This is a genomic window from Corynebacterium argentoratense (genome assembly GCF_021491455.1).
Taxonomy (GTDB): domain Bacteria; phylum Actinomycetota; class Actinomycetes; order Mycobacteriales; family Mycobacteriaceae; genus Corynebacterium; species Corynebacterium argentoratense_A.
In genome coordinates, this window is record NZ_JAKETN010000001.1 from 302564 (window position 1) to 318200 (window position 15637).

General features: G+C 58.6%; 13 protein-coding genes and 1 pseudogene. 2 read left to right on the forward strand and 12 right to left on the reverse strand.

Features of this window, described 5'->3' with window-relative positions:
* The 4 genes from dapB to L1C91_RS01420 form a co-directional block, all read right to left on the reverse strand.
* Positions 1–765, reverse strand: a complete 765-nt coding sequence (dapB, locus tag L1C91_RS01405) for a 4-hydroxy-tetrahydrodipicolinate reductase (protein WP_234857653.1) — start codon at positions 763–765, stop codon at positions 1–3.
* Positions 766–767: 2 nt separating this feature from the next.
* Positions 768–3047 (reverse strand): polyribonucleotide nucleotidyltransferase, encoded by a 2280-nt coding sequence (locus tag L1C91_RS01410; protein WP_234857654.1) that lies wholly within the window; start codon positions 3045–3047, stop codon positions 768–770.
* Positions 3048–3248: 201 nt separating this feature from the next.
* Entirely contained in the window at positions 3249–3518 is a 270-nt protein-coding gene (rpsO, locus tag L1C91_RS01415; protein ID WP_020976446.1) for a 30S ribosomal protein S15, read from the reverse strand.
* A gap of 159 nt (positions 3519–3677) precedes the next feature.
* Positions 3678–4694, reverse strand: a complete 1017-nt coding sequence (locus L1C91_RS01420) for a bifunctional riboflavin kinase/FAD synthetase (RefSeq protein WP_419178687.1) — start codon at positions 4692–4694, stop codon at positions 3678–3680.
* Positions 4695–4717: 23 nt separating this feature from the next.
* Between L1C91_RS01420 and truB the strand changes: the two genes are divergently transcribed.
* Complete coding sequence (truB, locus tag L1C91_RS01425; protein WP_234857656.1) at positions 4718–5647, forward strand: tRNA pseudouridine(55) synthase TruB; 930 nt, start codon at positions 4718–4720, stop codon at positions 5645–5647.
* A gap of 43 nt (positions 5648–5690) precedes the next feature.
* On the opposite strand, the gene L1C91_RS01430 is transcribed toward truB, so the two are convergent.
* The 8 genes and pseudogenes from L1C91_RS01430 to rimP all read right to left on the reverse strand — a co-directional run bounded on the left by L1C91_RS01430 (position 5691) and on the right by rimP (position 14526).
* Positions 5691–6341: a 4'-phosphopantetheinyl transferase family protein gene (locus tag L1C91_RS01430; protein ID WP_234857657.1), complete on the reverse strand. Its 651-nt coding sequence runs from the start codon at positions 6339–6341 to the stop codon at positions 5691–5693.
* Entirely contained in the window at positions 6334–7185 is an 852-nt protein-coding gene (locus L1C91_RS01435) for a metallophosphoesterase family protein (RefSeq protein WP_234857658.1), read from the reverse strand. The genes L1C91_RS01430 and L1C91_RS01435 overlap by 8 nt, the downstream gene beginning before the upstream one ends.
* A 72-nt stretch (positions 7186–7257) precedes the next feature.
* Complete coding sequence (locus tag L1C91_RS01440; RefSeq protein WP_234857659.1) at positions 7258–8625, reverse strand: MATE family efflux transporter; 1368 nt, start codon at positions 8623–8625, stop codon at positions 7258–7260.
* Positions 8609–9052 carry a 30S ribosome-binding factor RbfA gene (gene rbfA / locus L1C91_RS01445; RefSeq protein WP_234857660.1) on the reverse strand — a complete coding sequence of 148 codons (444 nt, stop codon included), beginning with the start codon at positions 9050–9052 and terminating at the stop codon, positions 8609–8611. The genes L1C91_RS01440 and rbfA overlap by 17 nt, the downstream gene beginning before the upstream one ends.
* 182 nt (positions 9053–9234) lie before the next feature.
* Positions 9235–11997, reverse strand: coding sequence for a translation initiation factor IF-2 (gene infB / locus L1C91_RS01450; RefSeq protein ID WP_234857661.1), 2763 nt, complete (start codon positions 11995–11997; stop codon positions 9235–9237).
* A gap of 149 nt (positions 11998–12146) precedes the next feature.
* Positions 12147–12494, reverse strand: coding sequence for a YlxR family protein (locus L1C91_RS01455; protein WP_234857662.1), 348 nt, complete (start codon positions 12492–12494; stop codon positions 12147–12149).
* A 416-nt stretch (positions 12495–12910) separates the two neighbouring features.
* Positions 12911–13894 (reverse strand): annotated as a pseudogene (gene nusA / locus L1C91_RS01460) (transcription termination factor NusA); the annotation flags it as partial.
* Between the two features lie 101 nt (positions 13895–13995).
* Positions 13996–14526 (reverse strand): ribosome maturation factor RimP, encoded by a 531-nt coding sequence (gene rimP / locus L1C91_RS01465; RefSeq protein WP_234857663.1) that lies wholly within the window; start codon positions 14524–14526, stop codon positions 13996–13998.
* A 96-nt stretch (positions 14527–14622) separates the two neighbouring features.
* Between rimP and L1C91_RS01470 the strand changes: the two genes are divergently transcribed.
* Positions 14623–15603, forward strand: a complete 981-nt coding sequence (locus tag L1C91_RS01470) for a hypothetical protein (protein ID WP_234857664.1) — start codon at positions 14623–14625, stop codon at positions 15601–15603.
* Positions 15604–15637: the final 34 nt, after the last annotated feature.

Genomic DNA, 15637 nt, shown 5'->3' on the forward strand with positions numbered 1-15637 from the left:
TTAAAGATCCATGAAATGCTCAAGCCCCACTGTCAACCCGGGATGCGAGGCAATGTCACGCACACCAAGTAGCACGCCCGGCACAAAACTTGTCCGAGAGTAGGAATCTTGGCAGATTGTCAGGGTTTGCCCTTCAGCGCCAAAAATAACCTTTTCGTGGGCAACCATACCTGTCATGCGGACAGAATGAACCGGGACGCCATCAACATTGGCACCTCGTGCACCGTCGAGCGACATCTCGGTTGCGTCGGGCTGCTCGCCCAAGCCTGCTTCGGCACGCGCGCGGGCGATACCGCGAGCTGTGTGCACAGCTGTTCCTGACGGTGCGTCGAGCTTGTTCGGGTGGTGCAATTCGATGACCTCAGCGGAATCAAAGAACCGAGCAGCCTGCGCTGCTAATACCATCGTCAACACAGCAGAGATGGCGAAGTTCGGTGCAATGAGTACGCCGACCTTTCCCTTGCCCTCTTCCGCGCACCAGCTACGAACAGTGGCTAGACGCTCATCGTCGAACCCGGTGGTACCGACAACACAGTGAATACCGTGGCTGATGCAGAACTTGAGGTTGTCCATGACGACACCCGGTTGGGTGAAGTCGACGATGACTTCCGCACCGGATTCTACGAGGTGTTCCAGGCTATCGTCGCGATCGATCCGAGCTACTAGCTCGAGATCCTTCGAGGCTTCGACGCCTTCACAGACTGCAGAGCCCACTCGGCCTGATGCACCGAGGACACCGACTTTAATGGACTGTTGGGAGCTCATCGTTAATCCTTATCGTCGACAGGGACCAAGGAAATCTTGCCACGGGAATCGATATCAGCGATTTCGACCTGAATTTTGTCCCCAACGTTGACGACATCTTCGACGTTCTCGATGCGCTTACCGCCACCGAGCTTGGAGATGTGCACCAAGCCGTCGCGGCCCGGCAACAGGCTCACGAAGGCACCAAAGGCAGTCGTCTTCACAACCGTTCCGAGGAAGCGCTCCCCTACCTGCGGGAGCTGGGGATTAGCAATGGCATTGATTTTCTCAATAGCGGCATCTGCTGCCTCGCCCGCAGTGGCGGAAATGAATACGGTGCCATCTTCCTCGATGGAAATATTCGCACCGGTTTCCTCGGTGATCTGGTTGATGGTCTTACCCTTTGGCCCGATCACCTCGCCGATCTTGGACACCGGCACCTTGATGCTGGTGATACGCGGAGCGAAAGAGCTCATCTCATCAGGACCATCGATGACCTCTGCCATCGTTTCCAAAATGGTGTGGCGTGCATCCCGCGCTTGGGACAACGCATCGGCGAGTACCTTCGAAGGGATACCGTCGAGTTTGGTATCCAGCTGCAACGCAGTGATGAACTCAGCGGTGCCAGCAACCTTGAAGTCCATGTCTCCGAAAGCATCCTCGGCACCCAAAATATCGGTCAGTGCAACATAGCGAGTCTCGCCGTCAACCTCGTCAGACACCAAGCCCATGGCGATGCCGGCAACAGGGGCCTTCAACGGAACACCCGCGTTGTACAACGACAGGGTCGATGCACACACCGAGCCCATCGAAGTAGAACCATTGGAACCGAGGGCCTCTGAAACCTGGCGAATCGCGTAAGGAAACTCCTCGCGAGAAGGAATTACCGGGACCAAAGCACGCTCAGCCAGTGCACCGTGGCCGATCTCGCGACGCTTGGGGGAACCAACGCGGCCGGTTTCGCCGGTGGAGTACGGCGGAAAATTGTAGTGATGGATGTAACGCTTGTGATCGACTGGGCTCAGCGAGTCAATCTGCTGCTCCATCTTGAGCATGTCCAATGTGGTGACGCCGAGGATCTGTGTCTCACCGCGCTCGAACAAGGAAGAACCGTGGGCGCGGGGAATCAGATCAACCTCTACGCCAAGATCACGAATGTCAGTCAGTCCGCGACCATCAATGCGGTATTCCTCGGTCAAAATACGACGGCGAACCACAGCCTTGGTGACAGCACCGTATGCGGCGCGGATCTCCTTTTCGGCAGCAGCGACCGCCGCGGCGTCATCAAGATCCTCGTAGAAATCAGCCACCTTGTCTACAAGCTGATCAACAATGGCGTTGGTGTGCTCGACAACAGCCTCATCGCGCTCCTGCTTGCCCTTGATGGACATGAGCTTCTCGATCTTCTTAGCAGCAGCCTTGTCGACCATCGCGTAGGTCTTGTCGCCATAAGGCGGGAACAAGGGGAACTCTTGGGTTTCCTTGGCTGCGCGCTCTGCCAAACCAGCCTGTGCTCGGCACAGAACCTCAATGAAGGGCTTTGCAGCCTCTAGGCCCTCGGCAACCACAGACTCGGTCGGGGCAGGTGCACCGTCAGCAATACGTTCCACAACGTTCTCGGTGGCGCCGGCTTCGACCATCATGATCGCGACGTCATTAACCTTCTTGCGCCCCTTGGTACGGGTGACGATTCGGCCAGCGACAACAATCTCAAACAATGCGTCCTTGGACTGGGTGTAGGTTGGGAAAGCCACCCACTGGCCCTTGGGATGTTTGTCGTCCGCAATCAAAGCCATGCGGACACCACCGACCGGACCAGACACCGGCAAGCCACTGAGCTGCGTGGCAGCGGAAGAAGCATTGATTGCGACGACGTCGTACATGTCCTCGGGGTCCATGGACATGACGGTCACAACGACCTGCACCTCATTGCGCAGACCCTTAACGAACGTGGGGCGCAGAGGACGGTCGATCAAACGACATGCGAGAATCGCCTCGGTCGACGGGCGACCTTCACGGCGGAAGAAAGAACCGGGGATACGACCCGCGGCATACATGCGTTCTTCAACGTCCACGGTGAGCGGGAAGAAATCAAAACCTTCACGCGGTTTGTTGGACGCGGTGGTAGTGGCAAGCATCATGGTGTCGTCATCCAAATATGCGGTGACGGAGCCGCCTGCCTGGCGGGCTAACTGCCCGGTTTCAAATCGAATGGTGCGGGTGCCAAAATCGCCGTTATCGATGGTGGCAATAGCTTCGGTAATTCCAAAGTCGGGGTCATTGGCAAAAGTTACGTCGCTCATGGGCGCGTGTCTCCTCTTTACATCAGTCTGCGCTCGGCGATCATCGGTGTCGCCGAAAAATAATCCTCTTATTCGCAGTTGATGCCTAACACTACCAGACGATTCCACCCAAAAGAATAAACAAAAACGCCAACTGCATCACAGCAGTCAGCGTTTGTTGCTTCGTTGACGCCTCCCATCCGCGGACGGGAGGGCAGCCTACTAGCGGCGCAGGCCCAGGCGGGCGATCAGGTCGCGGTAGCGGTCAACGTTGTTGGCAGCGAGGTACTTCAGAAGGCCCTTGCGGCGACCAACGAGAAGCAGCAGACCACGACGGGAGTGGTGATCGTGCTTGTGCTCCTTGAGGTGCTCGGTGAGCTCCTTGATGCGGACGGTCAGCAGTGCAACCTGAGCCTCCGGGGAACCGGTGTCAGTGGGGTGCAGGCCGTACTCTGCAAGGATTTCTTTCTTCTGCTCAGTGCTTAGAGCCATGGTGAGTTCTCCTCGAACATTTTTCAGTCCACATGAATGAATCCAAGACAACGCTATATCCCGGTTAAGCGGGTTCTCGCCGTTTGTCGTGGTGCCTAGCAACTGCTGTGGACCGCAGTCACAAAACATTGAGATGTTAGCAGATATCTGACTGTTGTTCTAGCTGTCGGAGTGTTGACGCCGCGTGGGTTCTGATTGAGCAAGTATGGTGCGCGCTTGTTTCACGTCATTGGCCATTGCGTCGAGCAGTTCGTCTACTCCACTGAATTTCTTCATGGTGCGCAGGTGGTCGACGAATTCTACTTCGCACCGGCATCCATAGAGGTCGGCGTCTTGGTCGAGTACGTAGGGTTCGACGCTGCGGCGGTGGTCGCCAAATGTGGGGTTGGTACCGATGGAGATAGCTGCGGGGTAGGCCACCTCTGGCTCCATGGTGCCGCTGATAGTTGTTTTACCCGGCGCCGGGTCGAGTATGCGGAACCAACCGCAGTAGACTCCGTCTGCTGGCAGGGCGACGGTGTCCGGAAAATACATATTCGCTGTGGGATAGCCGAGTTCGCGGCCTCCACGACCTGCCCCGTGTTCAACGATGCCACAGACAGTGTAGTTCCGCCCCATAACGTGGGCGGTTTGTTGCACGTCGCCTTCCGCCAGCAGTGAGCGTGCGTAGGACGATGACAAGGCTGTGCCTTCCTCTGTGAGTAGGTCCACGATGTGCGCCTCGAAGCCCCTAGATTCGCCGAGTTCGCGCAGTGTTTCTGTGGTGCCGGATGCCTTGTGCCCGAAGGTGAAGTTCTCTCCGACGAATACGGCGCGAGCGTGGAGTCGCCCTACGACGACGGTGTCAATGAAGTCTTGGGGGGATAGTGCGGCGAGGTCCCGGGAGAATTCGACCGCGAGGAAGTAGTCAACGCCGAGTTCCTGCGCCCGCCGCGCGCGTTCGTCGACGTCGCAGAGCAGTGGCGGGACGCGATTGGGGGCTATTACTGCTAGCGGGTGTGGCGCGAAGGTCATCAGCACTGCGGGTACGTCGAGTTCACGTGCTCGTTGTACCGCTGTGGTTATCAACTGTTGGTGGCCGCGGTGGACCCCGTCGAAAACCCCGATGGCGGTGACGCATTGAGCAAAATCTTCGGGGATGTCGTTCACGCCGTGCCATGTCTTCACCCCTGACACACTACCGCCTACACTGTTGTTCCATGACCTCCCCCTCCCCTATTGATCCGTTGCAGTCTTCTGGTGTGTTGATTGTTGATAAGCCTCAGGGCATGACCTCTCATGATGTGATTAGTCGTGTTCGACGGTTGTTTGGCACCCGTAAGGTGGGTCATGCGGGTACGTTGGATCCGATGGCTACTGGTGTGCTGGTGCTTGGGGTGGAGCGTGGTACGAAGTTTTTGGCACATGTCGTTGCTGAGACGAAGACCTATGAGGCGACGATTCGTTTGGGTTCGGCGACTCACAGCGATGATGCCGAGGGCGAGGTTGTCTTTGTAGCTCCTGAGGGTGCTGTGGATGCGCTTGATGACGCCGCGTTAGTCGCTGCTGTAGGAAAGTTTCGGGGTGACATTATGCAGCGCCCGAGCTCTGTGAGTGCGATCAAAATTGATGGCAAGCGTGCTCACCAGCGTGTTCGTGAGGGTGAAGAGGTAAGTATTCCCCCTCGGAAGGTCACCGTGTTTAGTTTTGACGTCGCGGGGATCCGTCGGCTTGTTGCGGACGGCGCGCCCGAGGTTGATGTTGATGTTCGGGTTCATTGTTCTTCTGGGACCTATATTCGTGCGCTGGCGCGTGATCTTGGTGAGTTGCTGGGTGTTGGTGGCCATTTGGTTGCGTTGCGCCGAACGGAGGTGGGGCCTTTTTCTTTGGCTCAGGCTCGGACTCTGGAGCAGTTGGAGCACAGTCCATCGTTGAGTTTGTCTTTGGATGAGGCTCTGACGGTTTGTTATCCGGTGGTTGAGGTTAGTGCTAAAGAAGCACTGGACTTGTCGATGGGTAAGTGGCTGGAGCCTCGGGGTTTGAAGGGTGTGCATGCTGCGGTCGCACCGAATGGGGCGGCTGTCGCTTTGGTTAAGGAGCAGGGCAAGCGTTTGGCTACGGTGTTTGTGGCGCGTCCTAATACTTTGTAGGCGTTTTTTCAGTGATGACGCCGCGGTTGGGTCGGCGTCGCGCTTAGACTACTGCTGTGGAGGCCAGCACGAGTCCGTCGCGGATGACCCACTGGCCGCTGATGAACGGCACGGGTGTGGGGCGTACTAGCAAATAAGAGATGAAGGTGCCGTCTTCTCGGATGTCCACTTCTGCTTGTTCGAAACCTAGCCATCGGTGGGTTAGGGGGAACCAGGCCTTGTACGTGGCTTCTTTCGCACAGAACAGGATGGTGTCCGGACAGCTCACTCCAGCGGCGCGCAGTCTGGACAGTTGGCTCAGTTCGCTGTCGCGGGCGATGGAACCTAGCACGCCTTCTGGGAGAGCTGTCGCTGTTTCTGCGTCGAGTCCCATCGAGCGCACGAGGAGTCGTGGGGCTACCACGGCTGCGCGGAATCCTTCGGTGTGCGTCAGTGATCCGGATACAGAGGCGGGCCACAGTGGCATTCCCTTGTCACCGCGAAGAATGGGCTCGCCGGAGTCTCGTCCTAGTTCGGCGAGGGCCTGGTGTGCGCACCATCTGCCGTCGCCGAATTCAGCTTTGCGACGGGGCGCAGCGTGGGCAACGAGGGCTTTTTCCGCAGGGTGAAGGGCTTCGAAGTTGGACATGTCCCCTGGGGTTGAGGTCAGGTAGCAGAAGCGAGCAGACCCCGGGAACAGGCTTGGATCAAGCATCGCCCACCTCCATTACAGGAAATGGCCATTGCCTGCCTTCTAGGTTTGATTGCCACTCTCGTGGGTAGCCCAGTGATACTTCGTGATGTTTAATGCCGTCGACGACTACGGTTCCTGGCATGTGCAAGTGCCCGTAGATGACGCATTGGGCGTTGTATCTGGTGGCCCAGCCTCTTGTGTGCCGACTGCCGCACCATAGACCAAGCTCGGGGTATGCCATTTTCTGGACGGGTTCTATGACCAGCGGCCAGTGGTTGATGAGGATGGTCGGGCCTTCAACTTTGGATAGGCGCTTAATCGAATAGGCGAGCCGGTCCCAACACCATGCGCGGATGTCGACAAAGGGCGCGATCGCGAATTCATCGGTCATCATCACTTGACGGTCGTGAGCGGCCTGTACAGCGTTTTCGATGCTATATCCCTGGGGGCGGAAAGAGTAATCGTACAGCGTAAAAAGCGGGGCGATGGTCACTCCGCCAAAAACCGGATAAGGGTCCTCGGGGGTCAGGACGTCTATGTCCCGGCATGCCTGTACCAGGGCATCGTATTTCGCCCTACCTTTGTCTGCGTCAGTCGCCCGACAGAAGAGCTCGTGGTTTCCTGGCACCCACAACACCCGGGCAAAACGCTGCCGGAGCGTTTTTAACACGTCGACCACCACCGCCGTGCGCTCTGCGACATCACCGGCGACAATCAGCCAATCGCCTGGGTTGCGAGGATGAATCGCATCGATAGCATCGGCGTTCGCTTTGACTGCTGCGTGCAGATCGGAGACAGCCCACAGGGTGCGACGCGCACCAGCGACACCCGCGGCGTCATCACTGTTGGTCGGCTTGAGGCTCACCCGAGGCCCTCCTCTCCTTGCGCTCGACGGTTGAAAGAAACAAGCCCATGTGCGGCTTGTCCTACAGCCAATTTAGCTGACTTTGGCCCATTTCATCGATATAAATCGGGCGCCAATAAACACGCAGCGAAGCAGCATGAACGCGGCAATGCCAAGCCAAATCCCCGTCAGGCCGGCACCCACCGCCCAAGCAATCCAAACACCGGGGATAAAACCGCAGGCTACGGAGGCTAAGGTGGCGTTTCTTAAGTAGGTGGCGTCACCCGCCCCGAGTAACACGCCATCGAGTGCATAGGCACAGCCCCCCAGAATGACCATGCCCGACAACACCCACCAAGGGGTATCCAGTCCGCCCAGCACAGCGGCGTCGCGGGTGAACAAGCCGGGGATCCACCGGCTGCCGGCGACCAAGACAGCCGACATCATCGCGGCCGCTGCAAGCGAAAAGCCGATGACCTTCATGCCAACACCGCGCGCACGAACGGCACTACCTGCACCCAGCGCGGCCCCCACCAAGGCCTGCGCTGCGATTGCGAGCGAATCCAACACCAAACTTAAAAAGTTCCACAGTTGCAAAAGGATCTGGTGCCCCGCTAATGCCACCTCGCCCATACGGGAGGCCACCGCAGCAGCTGATAAGAAGGCAACCTGGAAAGCCAGGGAGCGAAGAATCAAATCCCGCCCAAGCACCAGCTGAGAGGAGATAACGCCAAAATCAGGGCTGAGCGAACGGCGCCCGGGTTGGCGGAAGAGACACACTAGAAACAGAGTCGCGGTGATACTCTCCCCTACCACGTTGGCATAAGCGGAGCCGACAAGCGAAAAACGATCGACGAACACCGGCACGAGAACCGTCGCAGGAACAACCCCGGCAAGAGTGAAATACAGGGGCAAACGGGTGTTTTGGACGCCGCGCAACCAACCATTTCCAGCCATCACTACAAGAGCAGCCGGGATGATGGGTGCGCAAGCTCGCAACCATTGGGAAGCAAGCTCAGCGGGCTGACCTACCCCGAGCAGCCACCGGCATAGTTGTGGGGCACCAACGATCATCCCCAAGCTCAACACCGCGCCGACGGCGAGAGCCACCCAGGTTGCCTGCATACCTTCTTCGACCGCTGCCTGCCTGCGTCCTGCGCCGAACAGGCGAGCAGCGCGGGCGGTGGTTCCATACGACAGGAAGGTCAGCTGCGTGGTGACCACCGACTGTATGGCAACCGCTCCGCCTAGGGCAGCTAATTCGGTGGCCCCGAGACGACCAACCACCGCGGTATCCCACAGCATGTACAGCGGCATCGCCGCGAGGACGCCAAGTGCGGGCAAAGCCAAAGCGAGGATCTGGCGTACTGAAACCTCCTCGGTTTGACCTATTAGGTCCCCATCTGTGTCGGGGAGATCTTGAGGAGTCTGGCTGTTGCCGGACTTACTCGTGTTCGTCATCGGCCTTTTTGTAGGGGTCAGCGTCGCCGGCGGGTCGCGCGTTCTCTGCAAGCTTGCGCAACTCTTCGTCACGCTTACGAGCGCGTTCTAGTAGTGCTTCCATGTGCGCACTAGTCTCTGGCACGGTGTCGTGGCTGAAGCTCAACGTTGGCGTGTAGCGCACACCGAGCTGCTCACCCATGATCTTTCGCAGTTGACCACGGGCACGTTTCAGTGCTTCAGCCGCGACCGCGACATCAGGCTCTTCATCGACTGTGCGGCCGCGAACCGTGTAGAACACGGTGGCGTCGTGGAGGTCTCCGGTGACTTTGCAGTCGGTGATTGTCACGAGTTCCAGTCGACTATCTTTAACTTCTAATTCGATGGCATTTGCAACGATCGTCTGGATGCGTTTGGCGAGACGAGCTGCGCGGGCATGATCAACCATAAGTCAACTCCTTGAACAGTGAAAGTTGTTGTTCATTGTATGCTCTCAAGGCCTTTATACAGCCTCGATTGGAAACACCGAGGGCCCGTGGTGCGCTATCTCTTTTATGAGTGCGCAGCACGGACCCTCGGCTCGGGTGGTCCTCAGGCGGCAAGTGTTAGCTCGCGGCCTTCAGCCCAGTGCTAGTCGCGGGGAACCTCGACCATTTCGAATACCTCGATGATATCACCGACCTGGATATCCGGGTAGGACAGCACCATACCGCACTCGTAACCGGCTGTAACCTCGGTTGCGTCGTCTTTTTCACGGCGCAAGGAGTCGATGGTTGCCTTCTCCGTAACGACGTTGCCATCACGGACGAGGCGAACCGATGCGTTGCGGCGAACCTTGCCGGATTCCACCATGCAGCCGGCGATGAGGCCGACGGAAGATGCCTTGAACAGAGCGCGGATTTCGGCGCGGCCGATTTCCTTCTCCTCGTAAATCGGCTTGAGCATACCCTTGAGGGCTGCTTCCATTTCTTCGATGGCGCGGTAGATAACGCTGTAGTAGCGAATTTCGACGCCTTCGGCGTTGGCTTCCTCTGTGGCTTTGCCTTCGGAGCGAACATTGAAACCAATGATCACAGCGTTGGATGCTGCCGCGAGTGAGACGTTGGTCTGCGTGACAGCACCGACACCACGGTCGATGATGTTGAGCTGAACTTCGTCGTCGACCTCGATCTTGAGCAGGGCCTCTTCCAGGGCTTCCACCGAGCCTGCGTTGTCGCCCTTGAGGATGAGATTGAGGGTGGAGGTTTCCTTGAGTACGGAATCCAGATCCTCGAGGGAGATACGCTTGCGTGCCTTGGCCTGCAGTGCATTGCGCTTACGGGCGTTGCGCTGGTTAGCGATCTGGCGGGCAACACGGTCATCTTCAACAACCAGGAGGTTATCGCCTGCGCCGGGCACAGAGTTGAGACCTTGAACCTGAACGGGGCGGGACGGGCCGGCCTCGTCGACGTCGTTGCCGTACTCGTCAACCATGCGACGGACACGACCATACGCATCGCCCACGACGATGGAATCGCCCACGCGGAGGGTACCGCGCTGCACGATAACGGTGGCCACTGGACCACGTCCGCGGTCAAGGTGGGCTTCGATTGCCACACCCTGGGCGTCCATGTCCGGGTTAGCGCGCAAGTCCAAGGATGCATCTGCAGTCAACAGCACAGCTTCAAGCAAGCCATCGATGTTGATGCCCTGCTTTGCAGAGATGTCGACGAACATGGAGTCGCCACCATATTCTTCCGGAATAAGACCGTATTCGGTGAGCTGACCACGGATCTTCTCCGGGGATGCGCCTTCCTTATCGATCTTGTTCACGGCGACCACGATCGGAACGTCAGCAGCCTTAGCGTGGTTGATTGCTTCAACGGTCTGAGGCATGACGCCGTCGTCAGCGGCGACAACAAGGATCGCGATATCGGTGGACTTGGCACCACGGGCACGCATAGCGGTGAAGGCTTCGTGACCGGGGGTGTCAAGGAAGGTAACGAGGCGTTCGCGGTCTTCGAAAGCCACCGGAACCTGGTATGCGCCGATGCCCTGGGTAATACCACCGGCTTCGCCGCCGCCAACGTTGGATTTGCGGATGGTGTCGAGCAGGCGGGTCTTACCGTGGTCAACGTGACCCATAACGGTAACAACCGGGGGTCGCTTCGCGAGGTCTTCTTCGTCGCCCTCATCTTCGCCGAATTGAAGGTCGAAGCTTTCGAGAAGCTCACGGTCCTCATCTTCGGGCGAGACGACCTCTACCTTGTAGTTCATTTCTTCGCCGAGCAGCATCAGTGTCTCGTCGGAGACCGACGCAGTCGCGGTCACCATTTCGCCGAGGTTGAACAATGCCTGGACGAGTGCCGATGCGTCAGCGCCGATCTTGTCAGCGAAGTCAGACAGCGATGCACCGCGAGCCAGTCGCAGCGTGGAGCCGCCGCCATCGGGCAAATGTACGCCGCCGATGACATTGGGTGCCTGCATTGCTTCGTACTCATTGCGTTTCTGCCGCTTCGACTTACGACCACGACGCGGAGCGCCACCCGGACGTCCGAATGCGCCAGCAGTGCCGCCACGACGTCCGCCGCCACCGCGGGGGCCGCCACCAGGGCGTCCACCGAAGTTTCCGCCGCGTCCGCCGCCACCGTTGTTGCCGCCACGTCCGCCGCCACCGGCAGAAGAACGGGAAGGCATCTGTGCGGGGTTGGGGTGCGAAGGCATCATTGCGGGCGAAGGACGACGTCCTCCACCTTGGCGCTCTCCGCCTTGCTTGTTACCGACAGCACCGCCTGGGCGGGGGCCACCCTGTCCGGGGCGCTGGCCACCAGACTTCGATGCACCGCCAGGGCGCGGTCCGCCACCGGGGCGAGGTGCCGGGCTGGTTCCGGTCGAGAATGGGTTGTTTGCAACACGGGGAGCACGTGCACCAGGCTTGGGCCCCGGCTTTGCCATGGGCCGCGGCATAGCTGAAGGAGTGGATGCAGAACCAGCCGGCTTGGCGGGAGCCGCTTTGTCTTTTGCTGCTGCTTGTGCAGCAGGCTTCGGTGCAGGCTTAGTCGGCTTGGCGTCCGCCTGCTTCTTTTCAGCGGCAGCCGGCTTTGCAGCAGGTTTCGCGCCAGGCTTGGGGGCTGCGGATGCAGCGGGCTTCTTAGCAGGCTTTTTATCCGCCTTGGCATCAGCGGCTTGAGCCTTGGGCTCTTTAGACGCAGATTGTTGTGCGTCGCCCTCGGCGCCACCTTCGGCGGCGCGCTTGTCGGCGTAGAACTTCTCCATCTTCTTCACGACCGGCGGCTCAACTGTGCTCGAGGCGGTCTTGACGAATTCACCCTGTTCCTTCAGGGTTGCGAGTAGTTCTTTACTGGTAATTTCCAGCTTCTTTGCGAGTTCGTGTACGCGAAGCTTTCCGGGCACTATGCTCCTCTAATCTTTTTTAGGAAGCCGGTGCCGCCCGGTGCTTCGCGTCTCCTTGGATAAATCCGAGGGGGTGCAAGCGGGGCCTAGGCGCCTACCGGCTTCTAGTTGTTTATGACGTTCATCGCTGATGCTTCATCGTGTGCTCATCAGTGTTCGGTCTCCACATTCTTGGTCTGTGAGGTGTGTTCCTTGATGTAGGAGCACAATCTCTCTGCGTCTACCGGAGCAGACACCTTAAACGCGCGGGCAAACTGCCTACGTGTAATAGCTATCTCCACGGCCTCCCGTGTGGGGGTGATCCACGCGCCGCGCCCAGGTAGCTTACGCTGCGGGTCGGGCTGTACGAAGAACTCACCCGGCACTGTGACTCCGCCAGATCTTCGTCGAAGAACAACCCTCAAAAGCTGAGAATCAGGATGCCGTGTTCGTGTGGCAATGCAGGTACGGATGGGTTGACGTCGGGCGTGTCCTACGCTGTTCGCCAACCGTTTCACCGTCCTGAACGTATGCCAGTTTTATCCTTGCACACACATGCGCATGAGCGCCTGTGCAGGCCCTCGACGCCCACGATCGAATGATCGGGGCCCATTGTTAGCTGGTCGCCGTTATAGCTACCAGCAGGTAAATGGTGACGTGGCAGAAAGCCACACCTATAGGGTCTTGTAGGACTTTACGCGAAAAGTGCCGATATGACAACGATGCAACTCTTGAGTCCACCGTTCGAAGGCAGCTAGTCGGCGTCTTGCTCAGATGGCTCGGCGTGTGACTCGCCGAGTACAGCGTCTGCTGCCTGATTGGCTTCTGCCTCTTGTTCAATGCCCCAAGCGCCGCGCGCGGCCTCATACTCAGAGTTCTGTTGACGGAATTTTTCTCGCAGAGCTGCAAGGTCGTCCGCGCTGAAGTCTTCGGTGTCAGGGTGGATATCGATCTTCCATCCGGTCAGGCGCGCAGCCAGACGTGCATTTTGCCCTTCTTTGCCGATGGCCAATGACAGTTGGTAATCCGGCACGGTGACACGAGCAAACTGGGACTGCTCACTGATGACGTCGACTCGGACAATCTTTGACGGCGACAAGGCGTTGCCAACGAAGCGCGCGCCGTCTTCGTCAAAGTCAATAATGTCCAGTTTTTCGCCGGCGAGCTCACGCATAATGTTGCCGACGCGCTGCCCACGGGGACCAATGCAGGCGCCCTTTGCGTTGAGTCCCTTGACGGTTGAGCGGACCGCAATCTTCGTGCGGTTGCCCGCTTCACGAGCGATCGACACGATCTCGACTGCACCCTGCGCAACCTCGGGAACTTCGAGTTCGAAGAGTTTCCGGATAAGCTCCGGGTGAGTGCGGGATAGGTTGATCGCAAGTCCGCGGTGGGCTCGACCCACGCTGACGACGTATACCTTGACACGATCGCCGTGCTCGAGCTTTTCGCCTGGGATTTGTTCGGCGGGAAGCAGCAGGCCGTCTTGACCGTCGAGTTCTGTCCCAAGGTTGACTACGACGATACCGCGCTCGTTGGCGTGGGCGTCACGTTGGACGACACCACTGACGACGGTGCCTTCGTAGCCTGCGTACTCGCCAAGGCGCTGATTGGTTTCGGCTTCGCGGAGGCGCCCCACGATAGCTTCACGGACGGCCTGGGCCCCGACACGGGCGAAGTTGACGGGGGTGTCGTCTTCTTCCGGGCCTGGTACGCCGTCTTCATCGAATTCCTGTACCATGACGGCGACGTCACCAGTGTATTTGTCGATGACCACGCGAGCGCGCGAAGTCTTGGAGTCGTCGCGGTCTTCGAGGTAAGCCTGGAGCAGTGCTCGGGAGATAGTGTCGAGAAGCTCGCGAACCGGGATACCGCGTTCCTTCTCAATTGTTTCTAGTGCGTGGACGTCAATGTTCACTTGTTTTTCCTTATGCAGGTTGTGTAGTTGTGTTCCGCAGTGTGGTTGTTTCGTGAGCTGCGGAGGTTGAGCACATCGCGATGAGGGCTCGGGCAGCCACTTTAATCTTCAAAAGGCGCTTGTGCCAGTTCTAGTTCTGCGGCAGGTGGTTGTTTAAACTCCACATCCACGGTTGCCCCACTGACCTCTGCAAGTGGGCGAGGTGAGCTGGTGAGAGTTTTGCCTTTGGTTTCAATGGCCATCACGGCGTCTTCAGCATCGTTGAGTGCACCGATCCGGAAGCGCTGCTTCTTGCCCTCTACTACGACTACTGCGATGCGTCCCTGGTTGCGGCGCCAGTGGCGGGCAAGGGTCAGGGGCAGGTCTACACCTGGGGTGGAGACTTCGAGGGCGTATTCCTGGTTGCCGAAGCGTAGTTCCCCGCGATCTTCCGCGGCGTCAAAAGCTTCGGAGATCTGCTTGGAAACTATCTCCAACAGATCAAGGTCTGGCCGGGTGTCTCCGTCGACAGCGATGAGGACCCTGGTTTTTGCTCCAGCGGGTTTGACGGCGAGGGTTTCGACGTCAAGGTGGTGTTGTTCTGCGATTTTTTCAACGATGGGTGCAAGCGTATCTGCTTGTGGAAAAGCCATGGGGTGAATTATTGCACACCCGGGCGCAGTGGGCTGAGGGCTTGTTCGGTTTATGATGGCGTGGTGATAGCTACTCCCCCATCTTTAGCGCAGCGTGTGTCATTTGATCGTCCGGCATGGGGGCTTAAGCCTGCGCGTCTCTTGGCTGCGGTTGCGGGGGGCCTCATCGTTTTACCTGGGTGTTCCTTCGCCCCGGAGCCTGTTCCGGACCCTACGTTGATGTTGCTGGCTCACACTGCCTTGGCGGATGCGGTGGCTTTTTCCGCGTCCGATCCTGATTTTTCGGCATTGCGTCAGCAGCAGGGGTCCGACTTGGTTGATGAGGTTCGTCGCCTGTGCGGGTATGAGCTGCATGGCGAGGGCGATGATGCGCAGAAGGTGGTTCCGCCTAGCTGCGATGTAACGGTCGATAGTGTTGGTGAACAGGGCGAAAGTGCCCCCGGCGTGAAGGTGGAGGGCTCTGCGGGCGAAGTCGCCCGGGATCGCGCCAGTGAGCTTACGGGGGTGGTCGCTGCTCTTCCAGAGTCGTCGATGGGGCTTATTGCCGGGGATTACACGGAGCTGGTTCTGGTTGCCGCTGGAGATGGTGTGGAGGTTCCGCGCGTGCACCTGTCAGCTACAGCAGAACCTGCGCAACCAATTGATGTCGGGGGTATTAAGCTATCCACGGATATTCGACCGGATGGTGTTCCGGGTGCGGGGTCTAGTGAAAGTGATGACGCCGCGTCGACTCTTGCTTGGCAGTATTCTGCGCTGTTTGCATTGGAATCCTTGCAGCCTGTCGTTAATGGTGATGCCTCGCGTGAGGTAGCGGAGTCTATCGCTGCACACCAGGACATGGTGGCTATGTTGAGCGCTTTGCTGAGCGATGGCTCTGCCGCCCCCCTGGCTTACGATGTGCCGGCTGTGTCCGATGCAGCTTCGGCGGTGGATGTCGCGACGAGCATTGAAAAAGACGCCGAGCAGTTGTGGCTGCATACGGCGTCGTTGGCGACGACCCCCGGGTGGAGGGCCGCCTGTATGAAATTTGCTGGGGCAGCTGCTGTGCGTCACATGGAGCTTGCCAGCAGCGTGTAGACCCTGACCGAGCGTCGGCCAGGCGCTTCACGCT

Excerpts from the sequence above, each read along its gene's own strand:
- dapB (WP_234857653.1), bottom strand. The coding sequence starts at position 765 with ATGAGCTCCCAACAGTCCATTAAAGTCGGTGTCCTCGGTGCATCAGGC.
- L1C91_RS01410 (WP_234857654.1), bottom strand. The coding sequence starts at position 3,047 with ATGAGCGACGTAACTTTTGCCAATGACCCCGACTTTGGAATTACCGAA.
- rpsO (WP_020976446.1), bottom strand. The coding sequence starts at position 3,518 with ATGGCTCTAAGCACTGAGCAGAAGAAAGAAATCCTTGCAGAGTACGGC.
- truB (WP_234857656.1), top strand. The coding sequence starts at position 4,718 with ATGACCTCCCCCTCCCCTATTGATCCGTTGCAGTCTTCTGGTGTGTTG.
- L1C91_RS01430 (WP_234857657.1), bottom strand. The coding sequence starts at position 6,341 with ATGCTTGATCCAAGCCTGTTCCCGGGGTCTGCTCGCTTCTGCTACCTG.
- L1C91_RS01440 (WP_234857659.1), bottom strand. The coding sequence starts at position 8,625 with ATGACGAACACGAGTAAGTCCGGCAACAGCCAGACTCCTCAAGATCTC.
- rbfA (WP_234857660.1), bottom strand. The coding sequence starts at position 9,052 with ATGGTTGATCATGCCCGCGCAGCTCGTCTCGCCAAACGCATCCAGACG.
- rimP (WP_234857663.1), bottom strand. The coding sequence starts at position 14,526 with ATGGCTTTTCCACAAGCAGATACGCTTGCACCCATCGTTGAAAAAATC.